The sequence below is a fragment of the Aquimarina muelleri DSM 19832 genome, from assembly GCF_000430665.1.
In the GTDB taxonomy this organism is placed as follows: Bacteria; Bacteroidota; Bacteroidia; order Flavobacteriales; family Flavobacteriaceae; genus Aquimarina; species Aquimarina muelleri.
The window spans coordinates 182542-204543 of record NZ_AUML01000003.1 but is presented as its reverse complement, the minus strand read 5'-3'; the positions used below and the strand labels follow the sequence as shown (position 1 = coordinate 204543).

The 22002-nt window shown below is 30.5% G+C and carries 3 protein-coding genes; all 3 read left to right on the top strand.

The annotated features are described in order from the left end of the window. Positions 1–63 precede the first annotated feature (63 nt). The 3 genes from H527_RS0103225 to H527_RS0103215 all read left to right on the top strand — a co-directional run bounded on the left by H527_RS0103225 (position 64) and on the right by H527_RS0103215 (position 21969). Positions 64–17658: a non-ribosomal peptide synthase/polyketide synthase gene (locus tag H527_RS0103225; protein ID WP_027411371.1), complete on the top strand. Its 17595-nt coding sequence runs from the start codon at positions 64–66 to the stop codon at positions 17656–17658. Between the two features lie 51 nt (positions 17659–17709). Then, entirely contained in the window at positions 17710–18624 is a 915-nt protein-coding gene (locus H527_RS0103220) for a dimethylarginine dimethylaminohydrolase family protein (RefSeq protein ID WP_027411370.1), read from the top strand. 237 nt (positions 18625–18861) lie between these two features. Then, positions 18862–21969: a cyclic peptide export ABC transporter gene (locus tag H527_RS0103215; RefSeq protein WP_027411369.1), complete on the top strand. Its 3108-nt coding sequence runs from the start codon at positions 18862–18864 to the stop codon at positions 21967–21969. The last annotated feature ends 33 nt before the right edge of the window (positions 21970–22002 follow it).

Genomic DNA, 22002 nt, shown 5'->3' with positions numbered 1-22002 from the left:
CACTACTAATAGCCTTTGTGCGCAATAAACTAATAAACCACTCTTTTAATTTAATTATCAAAAATGGAAAATGAATTAAACCAATTGAAACAATATTGGACAGATCGCTTATCCTTAATTATCAATAAAAATTATTTCCCATATTCAAAAAATAATACAGAAGACAATACATACAATCAAAAACAATACACGTTTGTATTACCAGAAAAAACAGGAAATGATATAGTTTCTATAAGTGGCAATTCAGATCAGAGACTATTTATGATTTTGTTGGCTGCCGTTAATTCTCTATTGTTTAAATATACGAATCAAAAGAAGAGTTTGTTATTTTCTCCTATTATTAGACAAAAAGAGGAAGTTGATTTTATAAACACATTGTTACCATTATATGCCGAGATAGGAGCAGAAAACAGCTTTAAAGAGCTTATTATTAAAATGAAAGATGTTATTATAGATGCATCTCAAAAACAGAATTATCCAGTAGAAAAACATTTGTTAAAAATATCTGGAAAAACAATTAAGGATCAACTTGTATTGGATACTGGTTTTATTTTAAAAAACATACATGATGAGAACTATTTGGATACAGTCAGGTTTCAACTATTATTTTCTTTTGAGCGAGTAGAAAAAGAGATTCAGTGTAGTATACTGTATAACGATAATAAATATAAAGAGGAAACTGTTAAAAGTTTAGCATCTCATTTTGCCCATTGGATTTCAGTAATAACAGATGCAATAGAAAAACCTATAAGTACATTAAGTATATTAACAGATGAAGAAATAGTAAGATTTCAATCTTTTAACGATACAAAAACATTATACCCTTCTGCTAGTACTATTGTATCATTATTTGAAGAACAAGTACAAAGAACACCAGATAACGAAGCAATAATATATAAGGATAAAAAGATCACTTATAAGAGTCTTGATGAACAAGCTAATCAATTAGCAAATTGTTTAATAACAAAATATAACATAGAGATCGGTAGTATAATTGGAGTTATGCTTAATCGTTCTGAAAAGGCTATGATTAGTATTTTGGCCATAATGAAGGCTGGAGGTACGTACTTACCGATAGATCCTGATTATCCAAAAGATAGAAAAAAATATATTATTGATGACGCCGATATTAGTGTGCTAATAACGGATACAAAACAATTAGAGGCAGTAGATTTTTATACAGGAAAATCATTTCTTATAGAAGACGAATTAGGAAACTTACAGACGAGTGATCAAAAACCGAAATTAGACATTCTACCTAGCAGTTCTGCGTACATTATTTATACCTCTGGTTCAACAGGAAAACCAAAGGGAGTTGTATTGAGGCATATTAGTAATGTAAACATGGCATTAGATCAAATCAGACAATTTTCTATTACAGAAAATGATCATATACTACAGTTTGCATCACTATCGTTTGATGCTTCTATTTATGAAATATTCATGGCTTTATATACAGGGGCAGCACTGGTTATTGCAGATAGAGAAACTATTAATGATCCCGCGATATTCACTCAGTATATAAAAGAAAAAGAAGTAAGTGTAGTTACGTTACCACCAGTGTATTTATCAGGATTAGATTCTGATGAATTATCATTTTTAAGAGTAATGATAACTGCTGGAGAAGCTGCAAATGTAGAGGAAGCGGTAAAATACAGTCAATTTTTAGAGTATTATAATGCTTATGGCCCAACAGAATGTGCTGTATGTGTAAGTACATATAAGGTAGGAGTAGAAGATATAAACCGTACAAGTATTCCAATAGGAAAACCTATTGCTAATGTTAAGACATATATATTAGATAAATATGGGCAATTAGTTCCAGAGGGGATAGCTGGTGAAATATGTATTGCAGGGGTTAATTTGGCAAAAGAATACCTTAATAACGAGGAACTTACAGCAGCGGCATTTATAGAAAATCCGTACTCAGAAAAGGAGTATGAATATCTCTATAAAACAGGAGATTTAGGCAAATGGCTCCCTGATGGTAATATAGAATTTTTGGGCAGAATAGATCATCAAGTAAAGATTAATGGTTATAGAATAGAGCCTGAAGAAATAAATCAAAGCTTATTAAAACATCAAAGCATAATATCATCAATAGTTGTTGCCAAAACAGGAGATCAGGGACAAAAATATCTTTGCGCATATTATACAATAAAAGATCAAATATCAGAAACCTCTATTCGTGAGTATTTGGTAGAAATACTACCAGATTATATGATTCCTTCATTTTTTATCCCTTTAGAGGAGCTACCTCTTACCGTTAATGGTAAAATAGATAAAGAATTATTGCCATTACCTAGTATTGATAATGAGTATGTAGAACCAACAAATGATCAAGAAATTATATTAGTTAAAATATGGGAAGAAGTATTAGGAATTAAAGGTATTGGGATAAAGAATAACTTTTTTAAAACAGGAGGAGATTCTATAAAAATTATTCAGATTGTATCGCGTCTTATCGATTATGGTTTCAAACTAGATATGAAGGATGTATTTAAATATCCAACTATCGAAGCGTTAAGTAAGCAGATTAAACCCATATCATTTGTTAATAGCGAACAAGGAACTGTAGAAGGAGAAATCAAATTAGCTCCTGTACAGAAATGGTTTTTTGAAAAACACCAAACCGACAGACATCATTTTAATCAAGATGTTATGCTGTATAATGCAAATGGTTTTGATGAGGAGGCGTTAGAAATAACTTTTAGAAAACTATTGGCACATCATGATGCATTGAGGATTCTATTTAAAAGTGAAGGAGAGGAAATAATTGCTTATAATAGAGGAGAAGTAACCGATAAATTATTTAAATACGAAATTTTTGATTTGTTAGATATCGATAATTTTGATAGTAGTATAGAAGCCGAGGTTACTAAGCTTCATAGTAGTTTTTCATTATCCAAAGGTCCTCTTGTTCATGTAGGTTTATTTCGTACACAAAAAGGGGATTATTTACAAATTATAGTACATCACTTGGTAATCGATGGTATTTCTTGGCGTATTTTATTAAAAGATCTACAGGAGATTTATGCACAAGCAATCACTAATACTAAGGAAATAAAACTTCCTCTAAAAACAAATTCGTATAAGTTTTGGATAGATACATTATATAAATATATCGAGAAGGGGATAAATAGTAATATAATTAAGTATTGGGATTCTATCTCAAAAATAGAAGTAGAACCTCTTCCAAAAGATAAGATTGTTAATAATAGAACTTTTAAAGATCTAGCAACGATAACGGTTAATTTAGGAAACCAAGAAACTACACAATTATTAAGACAAGTAAATCACGCATATAATACAGAAATAAATGATATCCTTCTTACTGCTTTAGGAATATCATTTAGTAAATGGACAAAAAGCAATAAATTACGGATTAATCTTGAGGGGCATGGAAGAGAAGATATTTTTGAAGGAATTGATATCAGTAGAACAATAGGATGGTTTACCACTATTTTTCCAGTGGTGATTAATATTGAAGAAGAGCAGGATTTATCATATACTATAAGAAGTGTAAAAGAAAACCTTAGAAAAATACCAAACAAGGGAATCGAATATGGTATTTTAAAATATTTATCTGATGAAAAAGTAGAAACTACTAACGCAGAAATTGCTTTTAATTATTTAGGACAAATAGATCAAGATACAACTTCTGAACATTTTGAAGTATCCTCTAGAAAAGGAGGAGAATATATGAGTAAGGATATGGAAACACCATATTCGATTATGATAGATGGGATTATAAAAAACGATCAATTAGTACTAAATTTTAATTATCATGCCACAGAGCATTATGAAGATACAATTACTACGCTGGCAAAAAATTATGTAGAAAATTTAAAATATATCATAAAACACTGTATTGAGCGTGATAATGCAATAATGACTCCATCAGATTATGGAGCAAGTATTAGCATCGATGAGCTAACTACGGTACAAGAAAGTGTTTTGGCATATGGTATTAAAAAAGACATAAAAAAGATTTATAATCTTTCACCGATGCAAAAAGGATTGTTTTTCTATTTTTTACGTAGTAAAAAATCAAAAACGTATTCTATACAATCATTTGTAGATGTTGAAGGTAAAATAGATGAGGTTATTCTAGAAGAAAGTCTTGATAGAATAAGTAAAAGATATGATGTTTTAAGAACCAATTTTATACACGAAAATATATCAAATCCCATACAATTTGTTTATGATGAAAGATCATTAGAATTTACTTCTTCAGATGTATCCCATTTTTCAAAAGAGGAAGCAGAAAAACAAGTCAATATGCTAATTAAGAGGGATCTTGATAAAGGTTTTGATTTGGAGAAAGAAGGATTGTTTAGGATACAATTAATTAGAACAGAAAAAGACAAATATAAATTAATATGGAACATTCATCATATCATAATGGATGGATGGTGTTTATCTATTTTATATAATGATTTATTTAGTACTTATTTAGAGGTAAAAGAAGGAAGAGAAGCTAATTTAACAGAAGTCACACCATTTCAGGAATATATTTATTGGTTAGAGAAGCAAGATAATGACGCAATGTTATCTTTTTGGAAAGAATATCTTACAGGATATGATAAAAAAGCACTTATTCCAAAAGACAAAATAGTTATAGGAGAGCAATCCAGACGTATTGATCGAAAAACAATTATTTTAGAGGAAGAAATCGTTAATAAATTTAGTGAGTTATCTCAAAAATATCAAGTAACTTCTAATGTCCTTATCCAGTCAATTTGGGGCATTTTACTGCAAAAATATAATGATACAGATGATGTCGTTTTTGGTGTTGTTGTGTCAGGAAGACCAACAGAGATAAAAGGAATAGAAGAAATGGTAGGGCTGTTTACCAATACAGTTCCATTACGTATTAGAAACAAGTCTACCAATTTCGAAACACTAGTACAAGAGGCACAACAAGAATTTTTAGAAATAAAGGAACGGGAGTATTTACCACTTGTAGAAATTCAAGGACAAGTTGAATTAAAAAATGAATTGATTGATCACATCATGATGTTCGAAAATTATCCCGTAGACGAAGCCTTGTCCAATCTCGAAATTGATGAGCAACTAGGATTTAAAGTATCTAATCATCAAACTTATGAAGAAACGGATTATGATTTTTATGTAACCATAATTCCAGGAGCAACATATCAGGTTATCTTTAGTTATGATCAAAATGTATATGAATCAGAAACAATAGATAGATTAGGCGAACATTTTCAGAAAATTCTAAATACGGTATTATCGCAGCCAGAAATTGATATTAAGAATATAGAGCTTAATTCAGAAGCAGATAAAATACAATTAGAATTATATAACAATACAAGTATTCCTTATCCATCTACAGATAATATAGCCTCTTTGTTCGAAGAGCAAGTAGCACAACACCCAGAACATATAGCTATATCGTTTGATCAAGTATCATTAACTTATCAGACATTAAATAATAAGGCAAATCAACTAGCTCATGCATTACAATCAAAAGGAATAGGTAAAGAAGATATTGTAGCGATATACGGAGAACGTTCTTTAGAAACAACAATTGCCATCTTAGGGGTTATTAAATCAGGAGGAGTTTACTTACCAATCGATCCAGCATATCCTAAAGGTCGTATAGATCATATGCTAACGGATACAGGCGCTCAGCTAATGATTGTATCAGGATCTCATGAATCTCCAGAAGATTTTATGGGAACTGTACTTAGGCTAGAAGAAGTCGAAATAGCTAATTACTCCACTACAAATATAGAAGCAAAGATACCTAGTGATCAACTATGTTATATAATGTATACCTCTGGTTCTACAGGCACCCCAAAAGGAGTACAAATTATGCATCGTAATGTTATTCGACTAGTAAAAAGCTGCACTTATATTAATTTGGATGAACAAACACGTTTCTTACAAACAGGAGCCCCCGTGTTTGATGCTACTACTATAGAAATATGGGGTAGTTTATTAAACGGAGGAAGTTTATATCTAATCGATAATGATAGCTTATTAGATGCAAAAAAATTAGGACAAAAAATTAAGGAATATCAGATTAATACAATGTGGTTAACCTCTCCTTTATTTAATCAATTAGTAAATCAAGATCTAACAATTTTTGAACCATTGAGATATTTGATAGTAGGAGGAGATGCATTATCCCCACCACATATCAATAGCGTTCGAGAGATGTTTCCTAACCTACAATTATTTAATGGATATGGACCGACAGAAAACACTACTTTTTCTACAATATATGCTATTACAAAAACACATGACCGTAATATACCAATTGGTAAACCGATAGCTAATTCTACTGCCTATGTTCTTAATACAAATCATCAAATACAGCCTATAGGAGTATTTGGTGAGTTATATGTTGGAGGAGATGGTGTAGCCAGAGGTTATCTTAATAATAAGGAATTAACAAAAGAGCGATTTATAGAAAATCCTTTTCAACCAACCGAGCGTTTATATAAAACGGGAGATGTAGTACGATGGTTACCAGAAGGAGTACTAGAATTTGCAGGAAGAGCAGATCAACAAGTAAAAGTAAGAGGTTATCGAATTGAACTGGGAGAAATAACACACCGTTTGTTAGAACATGAGGATATTATTGAAGGTATTGTCATTACCAGAACCAACGAGCATAACGACAAATATTTATGTAGTTATTATGTAGGTAAAAATGGAGAGATTAATGCAGAGGAATTAAAGAGCCATATGAAAGAGTCTTTACCAGAGTATATGGTTCCTAGTTTTTATATACACTTAGAACAAATACCATTAACAACCAACGGTAAAGTCAACAAAAAAGCACTTCCTGAACCAACGCTACAAGAAGAAGTTACCAAGGGAGTTAATGCGATAGAAGAAAAATTAATACAGGTATGGGAGGAAGTCTTAGGAATTAAGAATATTAATACAAATACAGACTTCTTTAATATAGGAGGAGACTCTATAAAGTCAATTCAGATTGTGGTACGAATGGCAGAATATGGGTATCAATTAGAATTAGATGATGTATTCGCATATAACACAATTACTAAGTTAAGTCAAAGAATAAAAGAAGTTACACCAAAGCAAATAGATCAAGACTTGGTAGAAGGTCAGAGTCCTCTTACACCTATTCAAGAATGGTTTTTTGAGAATAATCATACAAAACCAAATCATTTCAATCAAGATGTTATGTTGTTTAGAGAGAATGGTTTTGATGAAACTGTAGTTTATAATTCGTTTAAAGAGTTAATACTACATCATGATATCCTTAGAGCTAATTTTGTAAAGCAAGTAGACTCTAATGTATTAATTGAATATACCAAAGATGCATGCTCTTCTTTTGATATAAAAGTTTTTGATTTTAGAGGCCATCCCGAAGCAGATATAGAAAAAGAGGCCAACATTTTACAAGCAAGCTTGAATATAGAAAAAGGCCCTTTAATACAATTAGGTATTTTTAGAACAGATGAAGGAGATCATTTGTTAGTAATTGTTCATCATTTAGTTATTGATGGTGTTTCTTGGAGAGTTTTACTAGAAGATTTTGCAACATTATATGAACAAATACTCAAATCAGAATCCCCAAAATTACCTTTAAAAACCAATTCATTTAAGGATTGGGCTATAGCAATACAAGAATATGCTAAAGGGACGAGGCTGCAGAATGAATTAACGTATTGGAATGAAGTAGTAAATGAACACGTAACAGCACTGCCAACAGATGGTACTGTCCAGAATAATAATTATGAAAATATTGTTTCTACTTCTGTTGAATTAACAGTAGAAGAAACAACTGATTTGTTAAGAAATGTTAATCAATCATATCATACAGAAATCAATGATATCCTATTAACCGCATTAGGATTGTCTATTCAAAATTGGAGTAAATCTGATAGGGTTTTATTACACCTAGAGGGTCACGGAAGAGAAAACCTTTTTAAAGATATAGATGTTACCAGAACAATAGGCTGGTTTACAGGGCTTTTTCCTGTATTATTAAAAATGCCAGAAATAAATAGCGATTTAGTTACAGCTATTAAAACAATAAAAGAAGACCTTAGGAAAATACCTAACAAAGGGGTTGGATATGGTATTATAAATTATTTATCATCACATCCATTAACTGCATGTAATCCAGAAATAGTATTTAATTATCTCGGACAAATTGATCAGGATATTCCAATTGGACTATTTAAAATCTCAGACCTTTCTGGAGGAGATTCAGAAAGTAAAACAACAAACAACAAATATAAACTTCTTATAAATAGTTGGATTGTTGATAAAAAGCTAAAGATTAGTATTAGTTATAATACGCATCAGTATAATGAGAGTACGATAGAAAGTTTATCATACTCTTACAAGAATTATTTAGCAGATATTATTTCTCACTGTATTACAGTAGCAATACCAGAAAAAACACCAAGTGATTATGGAGTTTCGTTATCCTTATCAGAATATGATTTAGTACAAGAATATATAAAAAATAGTGAAGATAATAGAGAGGTTGATGACATATATCATTTATCTCCTATGCAAGAAGGAATGTTGTTTCATCACTTATTTGATGATAGTAAACAAGCATATTGTATTCAGTCTATTTTTGATCTAGAAGGAGAACTAGATACAACCCTCTTTGAAAAGAGTATAAACAAATTATGCGAAAGACACGAAATATTTAGAACAGGGTTTTTTAATGATGGAATCTCTCATCCTGTACAAATCATTTTTAGCGATAGAGTTGCTCCAGTACATAATATATCCTTAATAGAAGAAGAACCTTATGATTTAGAAAAAAGAGTAGCAACCATAATTAGAGAAGATCTAGAACGAGGTTTTGATATCTTTAAGGAACCATTAATGAGAGTTCATTTAATTCAATTAAGTGAAAATAGATATAAAGTAATTTGGAATTTCCATCATATTTTGATGGATGGGTGGTGTTTATCATTGATGTACACCGATTTCTTCAATATTTATATTTCATTAAAAGATAATGTACACCCTGACTTTAAAGAAATAAAACCATATCGAAACTATATTGATTGGTTTTATAAAATTAATAAAACAGAGATGTTGAATTTTTGGGATTCGTATTTAAAAGGATATGAAGAACAATCAAGTATTCCTGTTGATTATGTAAATACAACCGATAAATATCAATTAGGCGAACGTAGAATTATATTAGATGAAACCATTATAAAACAGTTTGATGAGTTATCTAGTCAATATAATATTACTAAAAATATAATTATTCAGGCATTATGGGGGATTTTATTACAGAAATATAATGATACAAATGATGTACTCTTTGGAGCTGTAGTTTCAGGAAGACCTTCTGAAATTCAAGGAATAGAAGATATGGTAGGTCTTTTTATTAATACAGTACCAGTTCGAATCCAAGCAGGTAAAGTTAGTTTTGTAGAATTGCTTCAAGAAACACAACGTCAATTTCTAAAAGTACAATCCAACGAATATATTCCATTATCAGAAATACAAGGGCTCACCAAATTAAAAGGAGACTTGTTTGATCATATAATGATTTTTGAGAACTTCCCTATAGACCAGTCCTTGTATAATATGGATTTAGATACTCGTTTAGGATTCTCTGTATCAAATTATGATTCTTATGAAGAAACACATTATAATTTATATCTAAGTGTCTTACCAGGTAAACACCTAGAAATAATTATTAATTATAATGAGAATGTGTATGAATCTTCGACAATAGATCAAGTGTGTACTCATTTTAAACAGATTACAGATGTAATTCTACAAACACCAGAGATACTACTTAACGATATCGAAATTATTACTCCGGTAGAAAAGCAAGAATTATTAAAAGGAAGTTTTAATGATACCGAGGCTAATTACCCTTATCATCAAACTATTCATGGTAAGTTTGAGGAACAAGCATTGGCAACACCAAATCATACAGCAGTAAGCTGGGAAGATGAAGAAATAACATACGAAGTATTAAATCAAAGGGCCAATAACCTAGCAGAAGCTTTGACCAGTAAAGGAGTAGTTTCAGAGGACATTGTAGGAGTACTCTTGGATCGATCTACAGATATGATTGTTAGTATCCTGGCGATTCTAAAGGTAGGAGCTATATATGTACCAATAGACCCAGAATATCCAGAAGCTAGAATTAACTATATATTGCAAGATAGTAATGCCTCTGCAATAATAGTACATAGTACTACCAAACATCAGACCGAACATACCAAAAAAGAATTACTTCTTATAGAAATTAATAAGTTAGAACTAGATAAGGAATCAACCTATAAAAATGAGTTTGATATTGCAGCTGATCAAGTAGCTTATGTAATATATACTTCGGGTACTACGGGGAACCCAAAGGGGGTTATGATAAATCATCGAAATGTAATACGCTTACTTTTTAATGATAAATTTCAATATGATTTTAGTGATACAGATGTTTGGACCTTATTTCATTCTTATTGTTTTGATTTTTCGGTTTGGGAAATGTATGGAGCCTTGTTAAGAGGAGGCGAATTAGTTATTGTTCCAAAAGAAATATCTAGAGACCCATCAAAATTCGGTAATCTGTTGGCAAATAAGAAAGTAACAGTATTAAATCAAACCCCATCCGCATTTTATAATCTTATTCCAGAAATAATTGATAACCAAAAAGAACTGTTTTTGCGATATGTTACTTTTGGTGGGGATGTCTTAAAACCTGCATTGTTAAAAGAATTCTTTTTACAATATCCAAATACGAAACTTATTAATATGTATGGAATTACAGAGACAACTGTACATGCAACTTATAAGGAAATTGGAGCATATGAAATAGAAAATAATATCAGCAATATAGGAACTCCGATTCCAACATTAACAATGTATATTTTTGATAAAAACAGGAAGTTAACCCCAAAAGGTTGCATAGGAGAATTGTATGTTGGAGGTCCGGGAGTAGCCAAAGGATATCTTAATAGAGAGGAACTTACCAAAGAACGTTTTATTCAAAATCCATATAATCCAGAAGAACGTTTATATCGCTCTGGCGATTTAGCTAGAATGACTACAAACGGAGAATTAGAATATATAGGTAGAATAGATCATCAAGTAAAAATTCGTGGATTTAGAATAGAATTGGGAGAAGTAGAAAACGAACTTCTGGCAATAGATTGTATTAAAAAAGCTGTGGTTATAGCAAAGAAAGACAAACAAGATCAACCATTTTTATGTGCGTATTATATTTCAGAAAATGAATTTAGTTTTCAGGAATTTAAAGGAATGTTATCGGCTACATTGCCAGACCATATGATACCATCATATTTTGTTTGGATGCAAGAATTTCCTCTTAACTCTAATGAAAAAATAGATCGAAAAGCACTACCCGATCCAGAATTTAAAGGATCAGATTATATCGCTCCAAGTACCAAAATAGAAGAAATATTAGTAAGTGTATGGGAAGAAGTTTTAGGAGCAAAACAAATAGGGGTAGGAGATAACTTTTTTGAGATAGGAGGAGACTCTATCAAATCAATTCAGATTGTATCTAAACTTAAAGCATATGGCTATAACCTTGTAGTAAAGGATGTTTTTGAACAACCTAATATAGCACTATTAAGCAAAATGGTCAAAGAGACGCAGAAATTCGAAATTGATCAAGGAATTGTAACAGGAGAAGTTGTTATAAGTCCAATACAAAATTGGTTTTTCGATTCATACCCTACATATTACAATCAATTGAGTCAACATTTACTTCTTTTTAATGAGGACTCTTTAGATCCTGAACTTATGAAAGAATCTATAGATATCATCTTACAGCATCACGATATCTTAAGAACTAAATATCAAAAGAAAGGAGATATAATATCACAATATATTGAAGAGTCTATTGATGGGCAATATAACTTTACTGTATTTGACTATTCTAAAGAAGCTAAAGAGGTACAGAAAGAAAAAATAGAAGAAGAAGTTAATAGGTTATTACTGAGTTTAAATATTGAAACGGGACCATTAGTACAAATAGGGATATTTAAAACAGCAGAAGGAGACCATTTGTTTATAGGAATACATCACTTGATTATTGATGGGGTTTCTTGGAGAATTTTACTCGAAGATTTAAATACACTATATGATCAGCTAAAAACAAAGAGCAAAGCAAAATTACCATCAAAAACAACATCATACAAGCAGTGGGCTACAGAATTACAAAAGTATGGTAGTGGTATTGATGAAAGTTATAAAGATTGGCATACTTCAGAAATTGAATATTGGAAAAGTATAGATGTCACAAAAGTTAATCCATTAGTAAAAGACCATATAATTACAGAAAACACCTATAAAGATGTAAGAAGTATGGAGTTTACATTTTCAAAAAAGATAACCACCCAGATATTAACTACGGTACATCAAGCCTATAAAACAGAAATCAATGACATTTTACTAACGGTATTAGGGCTAGCTTTAAAAAAATGGGCAAAAGAAGATACGTTTTTGATTTCTATGGAAGGTCATGGTAGAGAGGATATCTTAGAACAAACGGATATAACCAGAACCATAGGATGGTTTACATCTATATTTCCTGTATTACTAGATATGTCTCATACTTCAGATATTTCATATCAATTAAGAATAATAAAGGAAACACTTAGGAGAATTCCAGAAAAAGGAATGAATTATGGGATATTAAAATATGGATATCAAGCAGAAGAACTAGAAAACCCTATTTGGAGTATACAGCCAGAAATATGTTTTAACTACTTAGGACAGATAGATCAAGATGTTACCTTAGATAATTTTAGGAAATCAGATATAGTATTAGAAAATTTCGAGAATTTTGATTTAGAAAACTTATATGCTCTAAATATTAATAGTATTGTAGAGAATCAACAATTAAGCGTAAACATAAGCTATAACGAAAAAGAATATAATAAAGAAAGTATTATTAGATTTTCTCAGTTATTTCAGGAAGCTTTAGAAGACGTAGTTTTTCATTGTATATCTAGAGAAAAAGTAGAAACAACACCACATGATTATAAAACAGATATAACTCTAGGAGAATTAGATTATGTAAAACAAAGAGTAGGTACACTTACCTCAGGAGCATCGCTAGAAAAAGTGTATAAACTATCATCGATGCAAGAGGCGATATTATTTGAGCATATGTATAATCAGGAGGCTGGTGCTTATATTATTCAATTAGCCTTTGATATTAAAGGAGATTTAGATCTTGATTTATGGGAAAAATCTTTTAGTATTTTAGTAAACCACTATGATATTCTACGTACTCGATTTATTTATGATAACGTAACTGTACCATTACAAGTAGTGTTAAGCGAATCATCTGTAGGACTTCAATATCATGATATTACAGAAGAAAAGGGTACAGAAAAAATAATAGCAGACTTTATGAAGTCTGATAATCAACAGAGTTTTGATTTATGGGCAGATTCATTAATGAGGGTTACTATATTTAAGACAGATGTTGAGGTGTTTAAAGTAGTTTGGAGTTTTCATCATATCCTTATGGACGGATGGTGTACCTCTATTATGTATGATAACTTTTTTACAATTTATAAACAATTAAAAAGTAATAACCAACCATTGCTTGGTACTGCCAGACCTTATCAAGATTATATCTTATGGTATGAGCAACAGCCAAAAAATAAAGCATTAGATTTCTGGAGTAATTATTTATCAGATTACGAAGACATAGCTACACTTCCAAAACAGTCACAAAGTAATGTTCAGGAAGGATATGAGCTTAGATCAGAGCGATTGACATTAAATAAAGATACCCTTGTTCAGATAGAAAAAATAGCTGTAGAAAATAATTTAACTATAAGTATTGTTTTACAAGTAATTTGGGGAGCATTATTACAAGCCTATAACAATACGGATGATGTTGTGTTTGGAGTAGTTGTAGCAGGTCGACCATCAGAAATAGAAGGAATCGAAGAAATGCTGGGGTTATTTATTAATACACTTCCAGTAAGAATTAGAAAGGAAAGTAATTTTCTGGAAATGCTTCAGAAAACAAAAAAGGATCTAATTAATGCTAGAACATACGAACATTGTTCTTTGGTAGATATTCAATCTCAAACAGCATTAAAAAACAACTTACTTGATCATGTAATTATTTTTGACAATCTGCCAAAAGAAACACAAGACCCTTCTGCAAAAGAACATTTAGGATTTATATTAGGAAATGCTAAAATGTATGATCATATCAATTACGATTTTTATATAGATGTGTATTTAGGAGACGATGTAGAGATCGATTTTTGCTATAACAGTTTGGTATATGATCAACGTATTATCGAACAAGTTAAAGGACATTTTTTAAGTATAACAGAAAAAGTAGCTAAGAATCCTGAGGCTAGAATAGAAGATGTAACCCTAATTCCTGAATATCAAGTTCAAAATTTATTAAACAAACACTCTTATGAAGATTTTGCTTATGAAAAAACAATTCAAGAAGAGTTTGAATTACAGGCTGCTCAATTCCCAAATAAAGAAGCAGTAATTTATGGAGATGGTATAGGAGAAACATTAACTTATGAAACATTAAATAGTAGAGCAAATCAGTTAGCACAAGTGTTACGGGATAAAGGGGTAACAAGAAACACGATAGTAGGAATTTATGCAGGCAGAGAAATCTCTTCTATAGTTGTTATTTTAGGAATCCTAAAAGCTGGAGCAGCTTATGTACCATTAGATAAAGCCTATCCTGCAGAACGTATTAATTATACAATTGAAGCAAGTGGAATAAACACATTGATTGCAACATCAACCCTAAAAGAGGGTATGTTTTATGAAGGAGAAGTTATTGAATTAAATTCGATCTCCTGGTCTCAAGAAATAGTGCCAAACCTCGAAAATATTAACAGCCCATCAGATTTAGCCTATGTTATATTTACTTCGGGTACAACAGGTAACCCAAAAGGAGTAATGGTAGAGCATAAGAGTTTTGTTCATGTATCCTATGTATGGAGGCGAGATTATGGATATGAAAAAGTAACTCCTAATTTATTACAGATAGCAGGTTTTTCTTTTGATATTTTTATGGGAGATATAGGAAGAAGTTTATTGCATGGAGGAAGCTTAGTTATTTGTCCAGAGGATACTCGTTTAGATTGGGAAGAATTGTATAAACTATTACAGCAACGACAAATTACTGTTTTTGAATCTACACCTGCATTGATTATTCCTTTTATGCAATATGTGTTTGAAAATGATTTGAAATTAGATTCTTTGAATCTATTGATTATAGGATCAGATATTTTTAGAATGGAAGATCTTAAAGAAATAGCTAATAATTTTGAAAATCAATTTCGGGTTATTAATAGTTATGGAGTAACAGAAGCTACAGTCGATACATGTTTTTATGAAGAACCTTTGGCACTCATGAATAGTAATGGTAATGTTCCAATCGGAAAACCAATGCCTAATATGCAAATGTACGTGTTGGATGATACCATGAATCTTTTACCAGAAGGAACTATTGGAGAAATGTATATAGGAGGACCTGGAGTAGCGCGTGGATACTTAAACAACAAATATCCTGAGGAAATATCAATTCTTAATCAAGAAAAATTCGTAGAAGACCCTTTTCATAAAGGTAACATACTCTATAAAACAGGAGACTTAGTTAAATGGCTACCAGATGGAAATTTAGCATTTTTAGGAAGAAAAGATTTTCAAGTAAATATTAGAGGGTATCGTGTAGAAATAGGAGAGATTGAAGATATTTTATTAAAATACAAAACCGTAAAAGAAGTAGCAGTAGTAGCATTTACTGATGCGTCAGGAGGTTATTATTTGGCAGCATATTACAGTATAACTAATCAGGAAAAAGAAGAAGTTAAAAGTGCAGATGACCTAAGAGCATTTTTATCAGAACAAGTACCAAGTTTTATGGTGCCAGCATATTTTGTAGAACTAGATAAATTACCATTAGCACCAAGTGGTAAAATCGACAGAAAACAATTACCTAAACCTGATAGTAGTTTATTAGATGATGCCACATATACAGAACCAAGTAATAAAACAGAAGAAGTTTTAGCGAGTATCTGGCAAGCGGTTTTAGGAATAGAAAAAATAGGGGTAACCAATGATTTTTTTGCTAGTGGTGGAGATTCTATCAAAGCTATTCAAGTAGCCTCTCGATTAAATCAACATGGATTAAAATTAACTATTAGAGACTTATTTATACACCCCACAATAAAAGAACTCAGTCCTTATATTAAAGAAGGTGTGCGAATCTTGACAGAACAAGGAATTGTAACAGGAGAAGTAAAATTAACACCTGTTCAACAATGGTTCTTTGATCACTTTGATGGATATAATCACTTTAATCAGTCTGTTATGTTGTATAAAGCAAATGGATTTGACGAAAATATTCTTGATAAAGTAATATCGCAACTGGTAGTGCAACATGATGCACTTAGAATGCGATTTGATATCTCTTCACATAATACTCAGTATAATGCAGGAATAGAAGAAAAAACCTATGATTTTAAGGTGTTTGATCTAACTAGTCAAGAAAACCCTCAATCAGTAATAGAAACCAGAGTTCAGGAAGTACAAAAAAGTTTAGACATTTCGAAAGGAGTGGTATTTGCAATAGCACTTTATAAAACTTCAGAAGGAGATCATTTACAACTAGTATTTCATCACTTAGTAATCGATGGAGTTTCTCTACGAATTATTTTTGAAGATTTAACAACAGTATATACACAATTAGAAAACGGAGAGCATATACAGTTACCACAAAAAACAACTTCTTTTAAGCAGTGGGCACAAGCATTAGATCAATATACCCATACTAGTAAAGCCTTAGGTAATGAAAGAGAATACTGGGAAAAAATTGTAAATACAGAAACGGCTATTTTACCAAAGGATAATGAAATTACAGATAGATATTTTGATCAATCTACAGAAGTATCTGTTTCATTAACAGAAGAAGAAACTTCGAAATTATTAAAAGAGGTAAATCAAAAGTTTAATACCGAAATCAATGATATTTTATTATCTGCACTAGGACTAACCATAAAAGATTGGACAGATTCGGATAAAATAATAATTAATCTAGAAGGACATGGTAGAGAAGAAATCATAAATACCGTAGATATTTCGAGAACGGTAGGATGGTTTACAGTAGATTATCCAATCATCCTCGATATGTATAAATCAGATGATATGAGTTATACTATAAAATCTATAAAAGAAACTTTGCGTAATATACCAAACAAAGGGATAGGATATGGATTATTAAAGTATATGACAGAAGGAGGTAGAAAAATATTTAATAAACAACCAGAAATCAGCTTTAACTATCTAGGAGATTTTGATCAAGATATAAAAAAGAGTCTTTTTGAGATTTCACCAATTACTTCAGGAGTAGATGTTGATCTTAAACAAAAAAATGAATTTGTTTTGGATATCTCAGGGTTTATTATGGAAGGAAAACTAAAATTTAGTTTTGATTACAGTAAAGAAGAATATCAAAAAGAAACCATAGAATTACTTGCTCAGAAGTATAAAATGTATTTGACTAGTATTATTGATTTTAGTCTAAACAATAATCAAGTAGAATATTCTCCTACAGACTATGGAGCAACGGATATAACATTAGATGAACTAGGCAGTATAGAGGATGTTATAGAAGGTCTGGAAATAGAAATATAAATAAACCCAATAAAAATAAAATAGTATACTACAACTAACAGGTGTAAACTAATGAAACTTAATATACAAAATGAAACATCCCGATTAAGATCGGTAGTTTTAGGCACAGCCAATAGTACAGGAGGAGAGCCAAAAATAGAAGAAGCATACGATCCAAAATCAATCGAACATATAAAGGCAGGTACTTATCCTAAAGAATTAGATATGATTGCAGAAATGAATGCCGTTGCCAGAATATTCGAAAAATATGATGTAGATGTATATCGTCCCCAAACAATTGAAGATTATAATCAGATTTTTACAAGAGATATTGCAATAGTAATTGAAGATAAGTTTATCAAATCAAATATGATACCTGATCGATCTAAAGAAATAGACGGTATTCAATACTTGATTGATGATATCTCCCCTAATAATGTATGTACAGCGGTATCAGGAAATACTCATTTTGAAGGAGGAGATATTGTATTACATAACGATCATATATTTATAGGAACTTATAAAGGAGACGATTATGATAATTGTATTGTTGCCAGGACAAATATGAACGGAGTAGCATATATACGAGAACTTTTTCCTAATAAAATAGTAAAAGAATTTGATCTCAAAAAATCTACGATTGATCCAAAAAATAATGCATTACATCTGGACTGTTGTTTTCAACCAGTAGGAAAAAACAAGGCAATAATTCATAAAGAAGCATTTAAGAATAAAGAAGATTATCAGTATTTAGTTGATTTTTTTGGAAACGAAAATCTATTTCATATTACTAAAAAAGAAATGTATCATATGAACTCTAATGTATTCTCAATCGATGATAATGTAGTCATTTCTGAGAAAAACTTCACAAGACTAAACAATTGGTTAAGAAGTATTAATATTACTGTAGAAGAAGTTAATTATGCAGAAATAGCGAAACAAGAAGGTTTGATTCGTTGCTCTACATTACCATTATTAAGAGATTAGGATAATATAGATTACCTAATTATCAATTTCTACATGGTGGAGGGTGTTGAGTCGATATTCATCCACAATATTTGTTATAGACATCTCATGATTATAGCATTTCAAATACAATAACTCAGATTAAAAACAATTCCTTTTTTAGAAGTTATAGCTCTTAAATAATTGCTTTAACTATAGTTCTTTGCATACTTAAGAAATATAACTTCAAAAAAGAGAATATAACAATAGGATAAGTAAATGAAACAAATTAAAATAATGCAAAAAGTTAACCTATTTTATGTATTAATAGTCTTGCTGTTCTCGATAGAGATTAATGCAAATAAAGCTAATGATCATAAACTATTTACAGACGAAATAGAGACTTTTATAAAAGAACAAATGGAGGAAGGCGATATTCAGGGTATGAGTGTTGTTTTTGTAAAAAATGGTCAGAAAACGATTCGAAATTTTGGATATTTAAATAAAGAACAAAAAGTAGCTGTCGATTCTAAATCAACTTTTGAAATAGCAGAGCTGAGTAAAACTTTTTGTGCTTTGGCAATATTAGATTTAGAAGGTAAAGGTAAAATCAATATTAATGATAGAGTATCTAAATATTTACCTTGGTTTGCTACTTCTTATAATAAAACAGTACAACAAGTACAGATCAAACATTTATTGTATCAAAATAGTGGATTTAGTTCAGAAAGCTTACTGTTTACAACACAAAAGGAAGAAGAAACCAGAGAACAATATCTTAAAAGAGTCATTACAACTTCTAAGCTAAACTTAGTTAGTATACCAGGAGAAGTATTTTCAGAATCTGATATCAATGAATTTGTTTTAGCAACTATTATTGAACAAGTAACCAAGAAATCTTATGAAACTTATATTATAGACGCTATCTTCAAACCATTAGGAATGCATGATAGTGGATTTATAAAATCTAATGAAGATTCTACAGATTCTACAGGGTATAAGAAAGGTTTTTTTGGAGTAAGTATATATAATACAGAATTTCAAAGTTATGAACTTCCTGCTAGGGGAGTACGAATGTCTGGAGCTGATCTGGCTACATGGTTACAATTACAATCAGGAGAAAGAAATGGACCATTACAAAAAATAATATTACAAGTACAACAAATAGACTTAGACATAAAATCAAGTAATCCATCTGCAGGTTATACATATAACATGGGATGGAATGTTTCAATAACAGGTAATGGATTGATGTATCAAAGAGGAGAAAATCCAGCATCTTCTAGTTATTTGTTATTTCATAAAAAGGATAACGTTTCTGTTGGGATATTAGCAAATATAAATAGTGGGATAACACGCGAAATAGGAGTATCTATTCTAGAAAAAATACAGGAAAAAGAATATCAGGTAGCTTTGATAGAAGATAATCAAATGACTGCAGACGTATATACTATTATTTCATTGGTATTAGCATTTTTTCTAGCAGTAAGTATAGGATACGTTTTATATACGGTATTTAATGTAACTAGAAAAAAACAAAGATACCATGCGATTTCTAAGAAAACGCGTTCAAAAGTAATTATTATAGGTCTTATTTTGATTACAATGATAGGGGGATTTTGGTTGACAATGAACATACCTTTAGAATCCCTAAAAATGTATATCCTTCGTTGGTCACCAACTAGTTTAGTACCTGCTTTATGGATGGTTGCTCTCAACATAATAGGATTATATGGGGTGTATGTTGTGGCTACCGTTTTTCCATCAGAAAATGAAATAAAAAGTAAACTTCCTACATTAATTATTTTAAGCTTATTTGCAGGGCTTTCAGATTCTGCAATTGTATTAATTATAACTAATGCTTTTCATTTTGGTATAGACCCAATTTATATGATAGCTCTATTTGTAGTGGTAATGGCAGTATATGTATTTACTCATAAGATAGCACATACCAGATTAATTTGGTTAACCAACCAGCTTATATATGAAAAACGTATGATTTTGGCTAATAAAGTTCTTTCATCATCTTATCAAAGATTTGAGAAAATGAATAGAGGCAGAATCTTATCCACCTTAAATGATGATACTTTTAAAATAGGTGGTATGGCAGATATGTTAGTTATGGTTTTTATTAGTTCTTTTACCATATTAATAGTACTATCATATCTTATTATAACAGCATTTTGGATCACTATAATGATTTTTGCAATAGCATCGGTAATTGCATTTATTTATGTAACAATAAGTACCAAAGCAGAAGAGTATTTAGAAAATGCAAGAGATACAATAGATGACTATTTATTTAAAGTAAATGGATTAATAGATGGCTTCAAAGAGCTTAGTTTACAACATAAAAAGAGAGAGCATTATAAAAACGACCTAAAAGAGGTATGTGAAAGTTTTAGAGATAAAAATGCGATTGGAGCTGTAAAATTAATTAATGCATATATCATAGGAAATACCTTAATATTTGCGGTATTAGGATTTACATGTTTTATAGTACCAGTTATTTTTCCAGAAACAAGTCTTACAGTTATGTTGTCCATTACAATGGTAGTATTATATCTCATCACTCCAATATCCCAATTACTGTCCTCCATTCCTCAAATATTTCAAATTAAAATTTCTTGGAATAGAGTAACTGAATTTTTAGAAGAATTAAAAGGAAATGAAGAAAATGAAGAAGAACTTTTAATAGAGAACGTGACCTCACCTATCGTTGAGAGCCTTAAAATATCAAATATTGAATTTACGTATAAGCAAAAAGATGGAGAACCTCCTTTCTCTATAGGACCTATTAACCTAGAGTTAAACAAAGGAGAAATTATTTTTATTGTAGGAGGTAATGGAAGTGGAAAAACAACATTTTCTAGACTTTTAACAGGATTATATGAACCACACAGTGGAGAAATCATGGTTAATGATAATAAGTTAAATAGTAATCAGTTAGGAGAATATTACTCTACTGTTTTTGATGACTTTTTTATGTTTAAGAAATTATATGACGTTAACTTAGAAGGAAAAGAAGAAAAGATAGAGTATTATTTAAATGTTCTAAAATTAAAAGGAAAAGTAGAGATTAAAAATGGGCAGTTTTCTACAATTGACCTATCAAGAGGTCAAAGAAAAAGATTAGCTTTATTACGTTGCTATCTAGAAGATAAACCTATATACTTATTTGATGAATGGGCAGCAGATCAAGATCCTAATTTTAGAAAATTTTTCTACAGAGAGTTACTAATTGAAATGAAAAATCAAGGGAAAATCGTAATAGCTATTACTCATGATGATCATTATTTTGACGTAGCAGATAAGATAGTAAAACTTGATATGGGAAAAGTAGATGAGTTACATTACAAAAAAGAAGAACCTTTACTAATGGATTAGTAAATCCATCAAAAGAGCCACAATATTTATAGA

Bases quoted from the DNA above. Each gene is read 5' to 3' on its own strand.
- H527_RS0103225 (WP_027411371.1), top strand. From the start codon at position 64: ATGGAAAATGAATTAAACCAATTGAAACAATATTGGACAGATCGCTTA.
- H527_RS0103220 (WP_027411370.1), top strand. From the start codon at position 17,710: ATGAAACTTAATATACAAAATGAAACATCCCGATTAAGATCGGTAGTT.
- H527_RS0103215 (WP_027411369.1), top strand. From the start codon at position 18,862: ATGAAACAAATTAAAATAATGCAAAAAGTTAACCTATTTTATGTATTA.